Source organism: Ureibacillus xyleni, from assembly GCF_900217795.1.
Taxonomy (GTDB): Bacteria; Bacillota; Bacilli; order Bacillales_A; family Planococcaceae; genus Ureibacillus; species Ureibacillus xyleni.
Genome location: NZ_OBMQ01000001.1, coordinates 321622 through 335692, shown reverse-complemented (window position 1 = coordinate 335692; position 14071 = coordinate 321622). Strand labels below are relative to the sequence as shown.

Here is a 14071-nt window from a genome sequence, read left to right as displayed (position 1 = left end):
ATCTCCTATTTTGTTACATTGATGGTTGGAATAAAGTTGACTGGCTATTTGCTTTATTAATGGCTGTTTCCATAGCAGTGAATTGTTTCCAATAACGTGATTCGATATTTTTTAGCTTATCAAGCCATGAATCAATTCGGTCTTTCACTTCATCTAAACGTTTTCCAATTGTGTACGATTGATTTGTAGAAGACGCTTTTCCGGCTTTTTTCTCTATTGTTCCAGTAAAGCTTTTTAATTCATCACGTAACCGTTGACCTATACCACGAGTATCTTCAAGTTTACCACTTTTAACATCTTTGGCAGTACCAGTTTGTGTAAAAATACCTGCAACTTGGTCTGCATTTTTATTAATTGCATCACGAAGCTTATCTTCATTTATTATAAGCTTTCCTCCATCAGACGTAGTTGAAGAAGTTGTAATACCGATTTCAGCTAAAGAGTTAATTGTAGCGTCTCCTAACCCACCAACTGCATCCATAAATGTACGACGCATTGCATATAAGCCATTTGTTAGAATGGAGTCATTGCGTAAAAGACCTGTTTTCGCCTTTTTCTCCCACTTTTCAATTTCATCTTCAGACATCTCTTCTTTTTGTTCTTCGGTTAATGGTGGGAAATTACGATTATAGGTCTCTTTTAGTTTGCCGTTAATAGTTGTAACGAGTCCATTATATGTCTCAACAAACTTTTTAATTTTGTCGACCATATTATCTGTGTCAGTGGTAGATGTTAACGTTACAGGTGGTACAGTTGCTCCACTTTGTTCTAATACTTTCGCGATATTGAGTAAATCACTATCTGTTGCATTTTCAATTGCTGTCCTTTGCTCTTCAGTTGTTGCTGTTTTCAATAATGCTGTTTGTAGCGAAACTTTTGCTGTATTGTAAACAGCATCATTATTTTGTTTAGCCGCAACAGTATTATTAAACATTGCAATATCATTTGAAAGTTCAGTAATTTTATTCTGTGCTGTCTCAAGTGCTTTTGTTTTATCAATTAAATTTGCCACCGAGGCTATACTTTCTGAGTTTAAAGCTTTTAAAATATTTTGTTCGTCTGTACTTAATTTCTCAAACTCAGTTTGTACTTCACTCGATAAGTTATTAAAATCTGTGTCGCTTTTTAAATATTCTTGAGCGAATTTTTTTGAATCCGTAGATAAAGAGTTATATACCGCTCCTGCTGTTTTAGCACCTTTAGCTTCAACTAACTGCTCATGAGTAAAAATAAAGATATTTGCATCATTACCTGAAAGACCCTCTAAATAATCATATTCTGATTGAGTTAGAGGTCCTGGTGGTGTATCAATACTTGAGAAATCAGCTACAGCTGCAAGTTTTTCATCACTCAGACCTTTAATGAAATCCTTAACTTCTTTACTTAGACTATTGTAAGTATCTTTTTCGTCTGTTTGAAATTTTGCATCGCTCAAAATCAATGTGTTTTGTGCATTAGTTAAATTTGACAAAGCTGTATCTAAATTATTTTTTCTAGTTACAAGCTCACTTTCAAAAAATGACCTCAACTCATCCGCAGTAGCAAACCCTGACCCTGTTCCTGACAGATATTTATCTGCTAAACTCCCCGGGTTGTCTCTATTCAACATATTAGAATAATTTGTTTGTGCATTATTTTTATTTTCAATTGCAGCAATAAATGATTGACCCAATGATTGCTCGCTATTAAATGTTTCATGTAAAGTTACGGTATATCCATTTAAAGAAAATGAATTTGAACTTTTTTCTGTAGAAATACCATTAACTGTAAAAATGGCGTTTTTCCCATTATCTGCGATCGCACTACCATTTGTAATACCCGTTTTATTTAATAATTTATTAAATACATCTGCACCCGCTTCTACAACAATTTCTCCACCAGTTGTGTTATTACCAGTATTTTTCGCAGTAAACGATACTTTATTATTTTCAAAAATTGCAGTAATTCCAACACTGCTATTATTAATCTTCTTTAAAAATGAATCAACTGTCTCATTTCCATCAATAGAGATAGTAACCGCTTTTTTTAGAAGTTTACCATCTGCTTGTATTGCATTAAGTTTAACTGATGTTTCCGTAATACCAATTTCAGATAATTTTTTAGAACCCGTTGCATTTATTGTATTCCCAACAACTCTTGCAGAACTAGCTAATTGACTAACCGCTTCAATTGATAAACTTCCAGATGCTGAGGAATTCGCAGTTGCCGTCACTAGAGAACTATTAGTAGATGAAACAGTTTTTTTATAAAAATTACTAGTTAATCGGAAATTATCAAATAAAAAGTCATCAAATGAACTTAGTGCGGTATTAATTTCACGATAAGCATCGCGTTCCCATTCATATTTTTGTTGTTGTTGGTATAATTTATTTAACGGTGCTTTTTCAGCGGACATTAATTTTTCAACAATTGAATCAATATCCATCCCTGAAGCTAACCCTCCAACACGTGTTACCATGTTAACAACCTCCAAAACTTATATTTTCTCATCTACAATCATACCTACTAATTTTTGCATTTCATAAAAGGCATCTAATATTTTTTTAGGTGGAATCTCTCTGACTACCTCTTCTGTATCTCTGTTTACTACCTGGACAAAATAGCGTTCAAGCCCTTCATGGTAAACAAACTTTGCTGAGTTATGGTTAATTTCTAAAATTTCATTTAAAGAGTCCACAGCTTGCTTAAGTTTATCTTTGGTGTCATCGTCTTTATTGATCATTTGTTCTTGTTGACTTGTTGAAGTATTTTGGCTTCCTTGCTTTAATACTTTATCGATTGTTGAATCTTGGTTCATCGACTTAACTGATGCAGATCCTTCAATAGCTCCTTGCGAAGATATACGCATGCTCCCATCCTCCTTGATTTCCCCGAGCATTTATAATGTACTTATTTATAGTCTATATATCGGATACCATTGTAAACTTTTCATAAAAGCAGTTCAAAATTATTGGAGCTTATTTAGATTTTTATTGTCCTTTAAGTTCCACCAATATCCACTTAAATTTTTCCCTAAATGACAAAACAAATTTCTCATAACAATGTATTAATTTATAAACTCGTTCTTTTGGTTCCTTGACTTTATCCAAAATATATTTCATCTCTTTTAACAATTCCTTTTGTTCCAGTTCTAATGATACTAAAACTACATGTTGTGATATTGGATTATTCATCAGTTTCTTAAAGAGATTTTCCATTTCTTTTATGAAACTAATATCTAAATCCTTTCCTGCCTCTGTTAGTAATTCTAGAAAATATTTAATACATACAGTTAGTTCTTCTGAATAACTCAACAATTGTTCATCACTAATCGATTTTTGTATTGTATTCATTTCGCTATTTTTATACCAATCACTATCGATTAAACTATTCTTCAGCTCATTCTTCATAACAAAGGATAATGATTTATACTCTACGCCTTTTATTTTTGCACCCTTATATGTACAATTTATTACTTTATTTAATGGTAAGATTCTTAAATACGCTTCCATTTCCTTTTTCATGATTTCAAATTCTTGAGAGGTTAATATTCTAGTACCATCTACAGCTTCAACTTTAAGCCCTCTTTCTAATTCATGCTTAAAAGCTTTAGATTCCATTTCTTTATTACTTATTCGAATAATACCTTTTGCATAAAAGTCCCCACTTCGAAAGGCGAAATTTTGACCTACTAAAATTACATGAGAAGGTTCTAAATAGGATAAAACTTGTAAAGTAATATTTGAAATGGTTGAAGTATCTCGAATAACCGGAAAAACCTTCTTATATAAAAAAGGTGACAATTGATCTCTTTGTGTTACGAAATAAAACTTTTTACCTTTGTAGTTCATTACTGTTTCAAAACCAACAGTAGTTCCGTAAATTAGTGGAATGTCCATTGTTTCTACTATTTTCTTTGAAATTACAAATTGATTATGAGGTTGCGGATCATACGTGAAAATTGCATCTGGAAAAATACCGTTTTCTATAAGTGCTTTATTTGCAGAACCCATTGCAAAAATATAGGCCATTTTCTTATGTTTAATTATTCTCAAATTATTAAGTTCATCATTTAACGATGGTCCAGCTGCAACAATTATTACAGGCTTTCCTTGAATATATGGTTTTGAATAATCAATAAAAGATGTAGTCTCTTCAATTTCCTTTTTTAACTTCAATCTATTGATAACCCAAAAATCACTAAATTTCCGAATGATCTCATTATTTGAAAAAACATCTTTTCTCATTTGATCAAAAACATGATAAAAGCGGGTAAATGCTTCTTCCATAAAATAATAATTAGGTATTCTAATAAACATAATTTCGTCTTCGATATAATCTTCAAAATCTTTAATGTTTTTAATCATTTCTTGAACAGAAGTACCTGTATATTCTTTCATCATCTTATTTGAATTAATTTGCAATTTATTCTTCATATGTTGGAATAATTGAAAAACACCTTCAATTGGCTCATAAATAGTTACCTTCTTATCTGGAAAGTAATCTGTAACTAATTTAACCAAATAGCCAATACCAACTCCCCAAAATACAATATGATTCTTCTTATCTATTTCCTCTGAGATTTCCTCCAGCATTTTTTCAGCTTCTATCCATGGATTATTCATGTCATGTAGAAAAAAAGTTGTCTCATTTATATTGACTTGTATGTTATCAAAAGGTGTTGCTATATACATTAAATTCATAATTTCCTCCAAACATTTTCCTATATTAAAAAACAAAATCTCTAAAAATATAAGTAAATTTTACCATTAAGTGGTATAATTGTTCTAGAGGTGAGATATTTTGAGAATACAATATAATCAAGGTCAAATTGTACATAATCAATACTCAAAAACTAACACAGAATTAAATAAAACGTTACAAAAACTATCATCTGGTTATCAGATTAATCAAGCAGGTGATGATGCAGCAGGTTTAGCAATCTCAAAAAAAATGCAAGCACAAATAAATGGTCTAAATCAAGCATCTCAAAATATTCATGATGGACTTAACCTTGTTAATGTGGCTGAAGGAGCTTTGGGACAAATCCAGAATCCAAATTTGATTCGTGCGAGAGAACTATTAATTCAAGCTTCCAATGATACATTAACACCTGAAGACAGAATGTTAATACATGAGGAAATCAAACAAGTTACAGAATCCATTAATGATATTGTTGAAAATACTGAATTTAATACAATAAAACTACTAATTCCTCCTTCAACTTTTACACCTGAGCTTAAACCAGGGACTACTGGAAATGCAGATATAGTGTTTATTATTGATAAAACAGGGAGTATGTGGGGCCCAATTAATAATGTCGTTAACAATATTGAGAACTTTTCTAATGCATTAAAAGCCCATGGAGTAAACGTTAATTTTGGTTTATCTATTTATGGAGATATTAATGGGGATAGTGTTCCTCTCGAATCTTATACTTCTTCTTTATCAATAAGCGACTTCCAAAAAAAAGTTTCTACTATCCAACCAAGTGGAGGGGGAGATGAACCTGAATCAGGATTAGAGGGAATTCAGGAAGCGTTAAAATTCAACTTTAGAAGTGATGCAACAAAAAATTTCGTACTAATAACAGATGCTCCTGTTCATGAAAAAAGTTCATTATCAGGCACAACTCAATTATCGAATTATAAAATCTCTGATGTAATTGATGATTTAAAAGCAGAAGACATCTCATTAACAGTTATTACAAATAACCGTGCAAAAGGACAATTAAATCCACTTGCAGATAATACAAATGGTCTAAAATTAGATATTAATGGTATGTTTGGTGAGCAACTTCTTTCACTTGCTGAGAAAATTACAAATGAATCAGGTGGTACATTTACGCCGGAAGAGATGAGTCCAGTTATCATACAATCAGGAGCAAATGAAGAACAACAAATTAAAATACCTTTATATGATCACCGGGATTTCCGCATCCATTTAAATGGAATCAGTTTAGACTCGTATGACAGTATCATGGAAGGTTTAAAACGGGTGGATAATCTTTCCGCAACCATAAGTAGCCGTCGTGCAGTATATGGCGCGTTAACAAATCAACTGGAACATGCAAATAACAATGTGCTAAATACCTCTGAAAATTTAACAAAAGCTTTATCTAAATTAACAGATTCAGATATGGCAAAAGAAATGATGAACTTAAACAAGGAACAAGTACTGTTACAATCTGCTCAATCTATGATGGCACAAGTTAATCAAACTAGCCAAGGGATATTACAAATTCTAGGAACAAAATAAATTTGAAAAAGCACTCACTTTTGTCAATGGGTGCTCTTTCTATGTCGAAAATTACTTTTGTATTACTAAAGCGTCTTTCTTCAACAACTCAACCATCTTTTGCTTATATGCCTCTACACCAGGTTGGTCAAATGGATTCACTTCGAGTAGTGTTGCACTAATCACACATGCCTTCATAAAGAAGAACATTAAATATCCAACATGATATGCATCTAATTTAGGAAGTACAATTTTCATAACAGGTACGTCCCCCTCTTCATGGGCTAATGCAACTCCATCTTTTGAGGTAGCATTAATAGCATTCATTGACCGACCAGCTAAATAATTTAAACCATCCATGTCATCGAGTGTAAATGGAATTTCTGTATCGGCTTCAACTTCTTCAAAATGAATCAATGTCTCAAACATGATTCGGCTTCCCTCTTGGATAAACTGCCCAATTGCATGCAAATCCGTTGAATAATTGACGGTTGACGGATAAAGTCCCTTATACTCTTTCCCTTCACTTTCACCAAATAATTGCTTCCACCATTCATGGAGCTTATTAAGGCGCGGTTCAAATGAGGCTAAAAGTTCTACTGAATAGCCTTTTTTATACAGTTCATAACGAGAAAATGCATACTGGTAAGCTGGATTTTGTTCTAAGTTCTCATTTGATAAATCACATTCTGCTTGTTTAGCTCCATCAATAAAAGCTTGAATATCAATCCCGGCTGCTGCAATTGGGAGTAACCCAACTGGAGTAAAGATTGAATAACGCCCACCAACCTCTGATGGGATTACAAAACGGCGATAACCTTCTTTATCAGCAACTTCCTTTAAAATTCCTTTTTCAGCATCAGTTGTTACAATTATACGCAGTTTTGACTCAATGCCATAACGTTGCTCCATATATTGCTTTACTACACGGAATGCTAATGCAGGTTCCATTGTAGAGCCTGATTTTGAGATCACATTAACATAGATTTCTTTAGTATCAAGGTATTTAAGGAGTTGATTTAGATAGGCGCCGCTCATATTTTGGCCAGCATAAATGACTTCAACGCCATAAGCATCGGTTTTAAAATAAGGAGTTAAGGCATCAATAACTGCACGAGCACCAAGGAATGAGCCACCTACACCGATAACTAAAAGAACTTGAGCTTTCAAATTAATCTCTTGAGCAATGTTTGCAATTTCAAATAATTCATCAAAAGTTGATTGATTATAGTGACTAATATCAGGTACAGGATGGCTTGAAAACTGTGTTTGTATAGTAGAATGAAACTCTAACATAAATTCAACCCCCGAAAAATAGCTTGCCCCTATATAAGAGCAAGCTATGAATAGTTATTATTTATTTCGACTAAATTTTATAAGTTTCAACAAGTTCAATCAAGTTTGTAATAATTACCTGAATTTCCTCATCTTTTAGTCCAGGGTGAATTGGTAAAGTTAAGGCTTTTTCATAATAGTTTTCAGCAATTGGACATAAACCTTTTTCATACCCTAATTGGTGATAATATGGGTGCCAATACACAGGAATGTAATGAACATGAACACCAATATTTAAACTTCTCATTTTTTCAAAAATATCTTTTCTTGACACTTTCTTATCGAGTTGAATCATATATAAATGCCAGCCAGAATTAGTATCCTTCAGTTGATTAGGTATTATTATTTCAGGTATTTCCTTAAATGCTTCACAATACATTTTAGCAATTTCACGGCGTCTTTCTAAAAAGTGTTCTACCTTATTTAATTGCGACACCCCTAGTGCTGCTTGGATATCTGTCATTCGGTAATTGAATCCTAAATTCGTCATCTCATAGTACCAATCGCCTTGTTCCGAAGAATAAGAGGTCTTCTCAATCCCATGACTACGAAACGTTAATAATTTTTGATAAAAATCGTCATTATTTGTAACTATAATGCCACCTTCAGCAGTTGTAATCGGCTTTACTGGATGGAAACTAAACATCGTCATATCAGCCAATGTTCCAACCTTTCGTCCTTTATACTCTGCACCTAATGAATGCGCGCCATCCTCAATAACAATTAAATTATGTCTTTTAGCAACTTTATTAATTGTATCCATATCAGCTGGCTGACCAGTAAAATCAACCGGTATAATCGCTTTCGTTCTAGAAGTGATTCTTTTTTCAATCTCAAGCGGATTTATATTATATGTATTTGCATCAATATCAGCAAAAACTACAGTTCCTCCCATATAGAGTACACAATTCGCACTTGCAGCAAAAGTGATGGGTGTGGTAATTACTTCATCCCCTTCACTAATCCCTGCTGCAAAACATGCCCCATGTAATGCCGCTGTACCGTTACAAAATGCCACCGCATATTTGGATCCAACATAATCTGCTAGTTTTTGTTCGAATTCTGCAATTTTTGGACCTTGAGTAAGTAACGGAGAACGTAAAGTATTTATAACAGCTTGAATATCTTCTTCTTCTATTCGTTGCTGGCCGTAAGATAAATATTCAGGTAGCTTTTTCATACTTACTCCCCTTTCTGAAAAGCAGAAATAATTGTCGGTTCAATTTGGGGCAGCTTGCCATCTAAATAGTAATCCACTATATCATTATTGTACGTATTGTAGACAAATCGTAAATGTTGTGGCATCCAATCACTACCAACCCATAGCTTCCCATTTCCTTTTTGAGGTGTATATTGGATGTCCTCTAGCGGAAGGGTTGTTAATATTTCACCTAAATCACTAGCAACTTGTTTTACAGCTTTACATGCAACATCATGTAAGCCATCTCCATATTCAAGCAGCGGGAGAGAATGATGCACAATATCCCCTGCATCCAGTCTTGATGAAAGTCGGTGTACCGTCATACCTGCCCAATTTGGTCGTAACATGAAGAAAGGCCAGAATAAAGTCGTATTGCCTTTATACCAGGGTGATAATCCACCATGAACATTCCAAGCGTGCTTTCCTAATACGTTTAATAACTCATTACTTAATTTATGCACACCGTAACTAATAGCTATATCAAAAGTTTGATTACAAACCCATTTTATAGTCTCTTCACTGTTTAACTCCTGTAATGAAACTTTTAAAGTCGGTACTTGACCTAGTACTTCAGTGTGTCCTTCGAAATGGCGATTTTCTGCCTCATCCCGATCAGCAAAATGACGAATAAAATTTTCTCGGTCTATTTCTTCAAGATGTTCAGGAGGATTAGGAACAAAGGACTCTCGAACTTCCATTACATGTGCCGCTACAATATCTAACTCCATTAGTTTATTGACCAAATACAAATGTCTCGGATGTGATCCCGTTAATAATAAAACTCTCATTTAAAACAACTCTCTTTCTTCATAGAAAGGACCTTCTATTAATTGATGTTCTTTTAAAGCCTCTAAGGATATTTCATAATCTTCTAACGAGTAATTTAAAGTTTTCGCTAGGTCTGCTAAACGATGCCTTCCATCTGAATAATTTAAAATCGTTAATATTTGATTTAATTGTTGGCGACCGTCGATTTTTTTATTACTTGAACGCCCCCATATCGTTGGAGTATTAATATCTGGGTAAAGATCATATTTCCCAAGCTTTGGCTCACCAAATGGCTTTAAATTAATATAATAGCCATCTAATTCTTGTAGTTTCAATAACTGCTCAATTTCGTTCAAACTTTCCAATAACGATTCAATGGACATAGCTTCTTTTGTATCAAGAGAATTATGATAACCTGGGTATGCCCCATAAACCATTTTAGAAAACTGTCCAACAGGTAAATTAAAACCCGGTGAACAATATTGACGTTCATCTGAACCGTATAGAGGAGTAAATGGTCGAACAGGCATAGCATAGTTCTCTCGTTCATTTAAGTATGTTACTAACTGGTTAAGAGGAGCGGCATTATTTCGTGCCATCTTATAACTTAAACGATGCTCTATTCCTCCCAGGCAAGTTAAAACAGCTCCCGAATACAAATGTTCTTTCAGATGCTGACCATACTTCCACAGATAAGAAATAGATCCAATCGTTTCAGGAACAAAAACAAAACGATACGTTAATTCTCGATTTTCCCATTTCTTAATACGGTTATATAAAAAAGCAGCAACAATAGGTCCACTCAGCTCGTTATTCGCCATCGATGGATGACAAATATATGTACTAATTAATACTTCTTTTTTTGATTTACCAGGTAAAATTGCATGAGCATAATTCAACTCGCCATTGATTTTTTCACTATCAATAAATACGTGATACGTTCCTTCAGATAATGAATCGAGTTGACTCTGAGACATACAAAAACCCCAACGTTCTTTGTAATATGAAATAACATAAGGTACCGCATCAGGCAAGTGAGGGATTGTGTGAACGTGTTGTTTTAATTCTTCTAAAGAGAGCCATTGATCAATTGGTTCAGAATAATTAATAACATGTAAATTTAAGTTGTTTATATTAATAATTTCGTTCCCTTGCTCATCCTTAATCCACGCTTCACGAATAACCCATTCTTTTGGAATTTCCCAATCAAATACTTCGGTACCAGTTGGAATTCCCTCCATTTCGAGGGGCATATAGTTTTGCAAAATTCGAATTGTTTCACGAACACCTTCCCCAGTAATACTACGCATAATGGGAAACAGTTCATCAAACAATTCGTTCATTTGATGTAATTCATTCATTATAATAATAACTCCCAACTAAATACCATTCGAATAAAGGTGATTTTTGGCAACTTCCACTACATATAACAATTCTTCTACACGATTTTCCCAACTATGATTTTCGTAAGCAATTTGATGATTGAATTTTATACGTTTTATTAATTCATCTTCATTTGTAAGTAATTCCAAAATTACTTTACTGACATTTGAAACTTCAGCATATTCATAACTTAGAACTTGCTCTAAATGTTGTTTTATATATGAATTAGAATCCGTTATAGGTAATGCACCTTGCATCATACTTGTAAATATTCGTTCATGACCGCCGTTAGGGAAATTGGGTAAAACGTTAAGTACCAATTTAGACTGGTTAAATATTTTGTTCATCTCTTCGAATGGAACAGAACCATGATATTTAAAATTACTGATTGATAGGAATGGATGATTTTCGGGAATAATACCAAAGAAGTCAATATTTATATCTCCATTCAGTAATTCAGCAATAATATTTTCTCGTTTTATCGCTCGAATATAACGATCTAAAACATACATAACGCCCACTTCATTTAGTACTTGTTTTAAATGAGGCTGTTCTTGATAAAAATCATTCATTATTAGACGTAAATCAATGTTCCCCTGTTCTTTTAACTTTATCTTAACTTTATCCCGAATATTAGGGATATAGCTTTCGACTTGATTTAATGTTTCCTCGTATTCATCGGTAGTAGCTATATGCCCTGCAAAAACAACATTATATTTTTTTTGAATATTAGGTTGAAATTCTTCTTTTTTTGCGGCATGTGGTATAAAGGAAGTAATAATTTCTTTTTGAATATTTTGTTCAATATAATCTACATGTGTTTCATCTATACAAATAACAATTTTATACTTAATAGACTCGGTAACTCGCTCGTACAAGTGAATTGGGTGATCTACTAGCCACATTACAATCGGAGTTTTTAAATAATCATATAAAGATTCACCTTTTATCTTTAAATCATGACCAATCCCATTAAATGACAAAACAAAGTCAATAGGTTGATTGAATGTGTCAGTTAATTCGTTCACTATATTGCGACTATTCAAATTTATAAAAATAACTTCATGGCCTAATCTTGTTAGCACTTCACCAATGGCAATCCCAAAATCATTTACAACATCGTATTGGAATTGTCCTTTATAAATTACAATTCTCATAATAATAACTCCCAACTAAGCGGTGTTCCTTTTTCTGCATCTTTTTTTATTGTTTTCCCTAACACTAAATCATAATATTTTGTTGGCAACCCTAAACCTGGACGGACATCTCGAATATTCTCTTTCGTCAAAACATCTCCAGCTTTTAAATTCTGTGCTACATAAATTGAACGTCTATGTTCTAACGAAGCCACTTCTGCCTCAGTTGGTCCATATTTCACTCGACCTATACTTTGCCAAGCGCGCTCTGTTTCCTCAACAAGCATTTTTAACTCATGTGGTTCCATGGAAAATGCTGAATCAACGCCACCTTCATCACGTGATGTAGTAAAATGCTTTTCAATCACCGTTGCACCAAGTGTTACAGCAGCTACTGATACTCCCACACCCATTGTATGATCAGACAAACCAATCTCAGTTCCAAACAGCTCACGCATATGTGGAATTGTCGCTAAATTCGAATTAGTAGGCTTTGCTGGATAAGTACTTGTGCATTTTAATAGAATAAGTTGGTCGTTTCCTTCCGCGCGAGCTGCGTGAACTGCCTCGTCGAGTTCTGCTGCGGTTGCCATTCCAGTTGAAATAATGATCGGTTTTCCGGTGCGAGCAACTTTTCGAATTAAAGGTATTGATACATTTTCAAAAGAAGCGATTTTATAGGCAGGTACATTTAACGTCTCTAAAAAATCAACTGCTGTTTCATCAAATGGCGAGCTAAAGGCAAGAATACCATGTTGTTTTGCACGATTAAAAATTGCTTCATGCCATTCCCATGGTGTATATGCTTCTTTATACAAGTTATATAAAGATTGTCCTTTCCAAAGATTCGTATCATTTGAAATGAAAAATTCACCTGTATGTACATCTAATGTAATGGTATCAGGAGTATACGTTTGGAGCTTAAGTGCATCTACACCTGTTTCAGCTGCTATATCTACTAAACGAAGAGCACGTTCCAATGATTGGTTATGATTTCCTGACATTTCTGCAATAATAAAAGGCTTTGTATGTTTGCCAATTTCTTTATGTCCAATTTTGATCATGTTAACAACTCCATTATTTCGTTTATCCATGGGTTTGGAGAGGTATTTTCAGTTAAGTTTAGTCCAACTCTACTTAATTGATTCAAATCAATTTCATTATTTTCTAGTCTCAACAATAGGTCTACATAGGTTTGTGTAGTTACATTTTCATGCCACCCCAAATTCACAACTGCACCTAATTCTGCTGCATATTGGGTAGTTATTGATTGGTTTTCAGCAACAATAGTACTTGAAGAAGGAAGTCCTACATAGCATCGCTCCCATGTAGTTGAACCCCCTGCACCAATTGAAAAATCAGCGCGTTGCATCAATTGCGCCATATAATTGATCTGGCAATGATAGGAATACCCTTGCTTCAAACAAATTTGTTTGATCTCTTCTTTAGAAACATTACCATTTCCAACAACGACATCAATATGACCAAAACTATCTGAAAAATAACTCAAAGCCTTTAAAATCTTCATAGTTTCATTTGTAGGATCGGTTCCACCCATAAAAATTAGTAAACGATTTACTTTATTGTTGCACTGACGCAGATGCATCCGCGCCTCAATAAATTCATCCCGCATAATTAAATATTTGGTACCTAGCAATTGAATACAATGTGCAGGAATTAAATCATTATAACGAGTCGAATAATTTGGAATAACATTTTGATCCAAAATTAAGTCACAATCATGAGAGCGATTAGCTAAATCATCAATAACTGCGATTTTATTCGTATAATTACGAAGCTCTTTTTCCCACTGCTTCCCAATCTTGTAATGGTCAATTACAAATAAATCAGCTTTTCGTACTTTGCCTATTACTTCGAAACCTTCTTCTAGAACATAATCAATTAAATTTCCAGCTAATTGTTCCATCCAAAATGTAACCTTAACATCATGTTTTTGAAGATTTTTTGCAATAGTTAAGCAACGCATTACATGACCACTACCAATTTTAGTAGACGCATCTGTTCGTATAAT

The 14071-nt window shown here is 33.6% G+C and carries 11 protein-coding genes; 1 reads left to right on the top strand and 10 read right to left on the bottom strand.

The genetic code is table 11. The annotated features are described in order from the left end of the window. Positions 1 to 13 precede the first annotated feature (13 nt). From fliD to CRO00_RS01485, 3 genes are all read right to left on the bottom strand, one after another. The gene (gene fliD, locus CRO00_RS01495) at positions 14 to 2458 is read right to left on the bottom strand and encodes a flagellar filament capping protein FliD (protein WP_097071876.1); all 2445 of its coding nucleotides are present in this window, start codon (positions 2456 to 2458) and stop codon (positions 14 to 16) included. Positions 2459 to 2476: 18 nt separating this feature from the next. Then, positions 2477 to 2848: a flagellar protein FlaG gene (locus tag CRO00_RS01490; RefSeq protein WP_097071875.1), complete on the bottom strand. Its 372-nt coding sequence runs from the start codon at positions 2846 to 2848 to the stop codon at positions 2477 to 2479. A 121-nt stretch (positions 2849 to 2969) separates the two neighbouring features. Then, complete coding sequence (locus tag CRO00_RS01485) at positions 2970 to 4682, bottom strand: motility associated factor glycosyltransferase family protein (RefSeq protein ID WP_097071874.1); 1713 nt, start codon at positions 4680 to 4682, stop codon at positions 2970 to 2972. Between the two features lie 100 nt (positions 4683 to 4782). On the opposite strand from CRO00_RS01485, the gene CRO00_RS01480 reads away from it, so the two are divergent. Further along, positions 4783 to 6237, top strand: coding sequence for a flagellin N-terminal helical domain-containing protein (locus CRO00_RS01480; protein WP_097071873.1), 1455 nt, complete (start codon positions 4783 to 4785; stop codon positions 6235 to 6237). A 51-nt stretch (positions 6238 to 6288) separates the two neighbouring features. Here the strand turns inward: CRO00_RS01480 and CRO00_RS01475 are convergent, their stop codons facing one another. The 7 genes from CRO00_RS01475 to pseG all read right to left on the bottom strand — a co-directional run bounded on the left by CRO00_RS01475 (position 6289) and on the right by pseG (position 14068). Further along, a complete protein-coding gene (locus CRO00_RS01475; protein ID WP_097071872.1) occupies positions 6289 to 7512 on the bottom strand; it encodes a glucose-6-phosphate isomerase in 1224 nt (407 codons plus the stop codon). A gap of 70 nt (positions 7513 to 7582) precedes the next feature. Then, on the bottom strand, positions 7583 to 8731 hold the full coding sequence (gene pseC, locus CRO00_RS01470) for a UDP-4-amino-4,6-dideoxy-N-acetyl-beta-L-altrosamine transaminase (RefSeq protein WP_097071871.1): 1149 nt from the start codon (positions 8729 to 8731) through the stop codon (positions 7583 to 7585). Between the two features lie 2 nt (positions 8732 to 8733). Beyond that, positions 8734 to 9540: a formyl transferase gene (locus CRO00_RS01465; protein ID WP_097071870.1), complete on the bottom strand. Its 807-nt coding sequence runs from the start codon at positions 9538 to 9540 to the stop codon at positions 8734 to 8736. After that, on the bottom strand, positions 9541 to 10881 hold the full coding sequence (locus CRO00_RS01460; protein ID WP_237658290.1) for a DUF4910 domain-containing protein: 1341 nt from the start codon (positions 10879 to 10881) through the stop codon (positions 9541 to 9543). It abuts the gene before it with no gap. An 18-nt stretch (positions 10882 to 10899) separates the two neighbouring features. Continuing rightward, positions 10900 to 12060 (bottom strand): glycosyltransferase family protein, encoded by a 1161-nt coding sequence (locus tag CRO00_RS01455; RefSeq protein WP_097071869.1) that lies wholly within the window; start codon positions 12058 to 12060, stop codon positions 10900 to 10902. Next, entirely contained in the window at positions 12057 to 13103 is a 1047-nt protein-coding gene (gene pseI, locus CRO00_RS01450; RefSeq protein WP_097071868.1) for a pseudaminic acid synthase, read from the bottom strand. Before pseI ends, CRO00_RS01455 begins: the two co-directional genes overlap by 4 nt. Next, positions 13100 to 14068: a UDP-2,4-diacetamido-2,4,6-trideoxy-beta-L-altropyranose hydrolase gene (pseG, locus tag CRO00_RS01445; protein WP_272914303.1), complete on the bottom strand. Its 969-nt coding sequence runs from the start codon at positions 14066 to 14068 to the stop codon at positions 13100 to 13102. Before pseG ends, pseI begins: the two co-directional genes overlap by 4 nt. Positions 14069 to 14071 lie beyond the last annotated feature (3 nt).

Coding starts and splice junctions, on each gene's coding strand:
- fliD (WP_097071876.1), bottom strand. CDS start 2,458: ATGGTAACACGTGTTGGAGGGTTAGCTTCAGGGATGGATATTGATTCA.
- CRO00_RS01490 (WP_097071875.1), bottom strand. CDS start 2,848: ATGCGTATATCTTCGCAAGGAGCTATTGAAGGATCTGCATCAGTTAAG.
- CRO00_RS01485 (WP_097071874.1), bottom strand. CDS start 4,682: ATGAATTTAATGTATATAGCAACACCTTTTGATAACATACAAGTCAAT.
- CRO00_RS01475 (WP_097071872.1), bottom strand. CDS start 7,512: ATGTTAGAGTTTCATTCTACTATACAAACACAGTTTTCAAGCCATCCT.
- pseC (WP_097071871.1), bottom strand. CDS start 8,731: ATGAAAAAGCTACCTGAATATTTATCTTACGGCCAGCAACGAATAGAA.
- CRO00_RS01465 (WP_097071870.1), bottom strand. CDS start 9,540: ATGAGAGTTTTATTATTAACGGGATCACATCCGAGACATTTGTATTTG.
- CRO00_RS01460 (WP_237658290.1), bottom strand. CDS start 10,881: ATGAATGAATTACATCAAATGAACGAATTGTTTGATGAACTGTTTCCC.
- CRO00_RS01455 (WP_097071869.1), bottom strand. CDS start 12,060: ATGAGAATTGTAATTTATAAAGGACAATTCCAATACGATGTTGTAAAT.
- pseI (WP_097071868.1), bottom strand. CDS start 13,103: ATGATCAAAATTGGACATAAAGAAATTGGCAAACATACAAAGCCTTTT.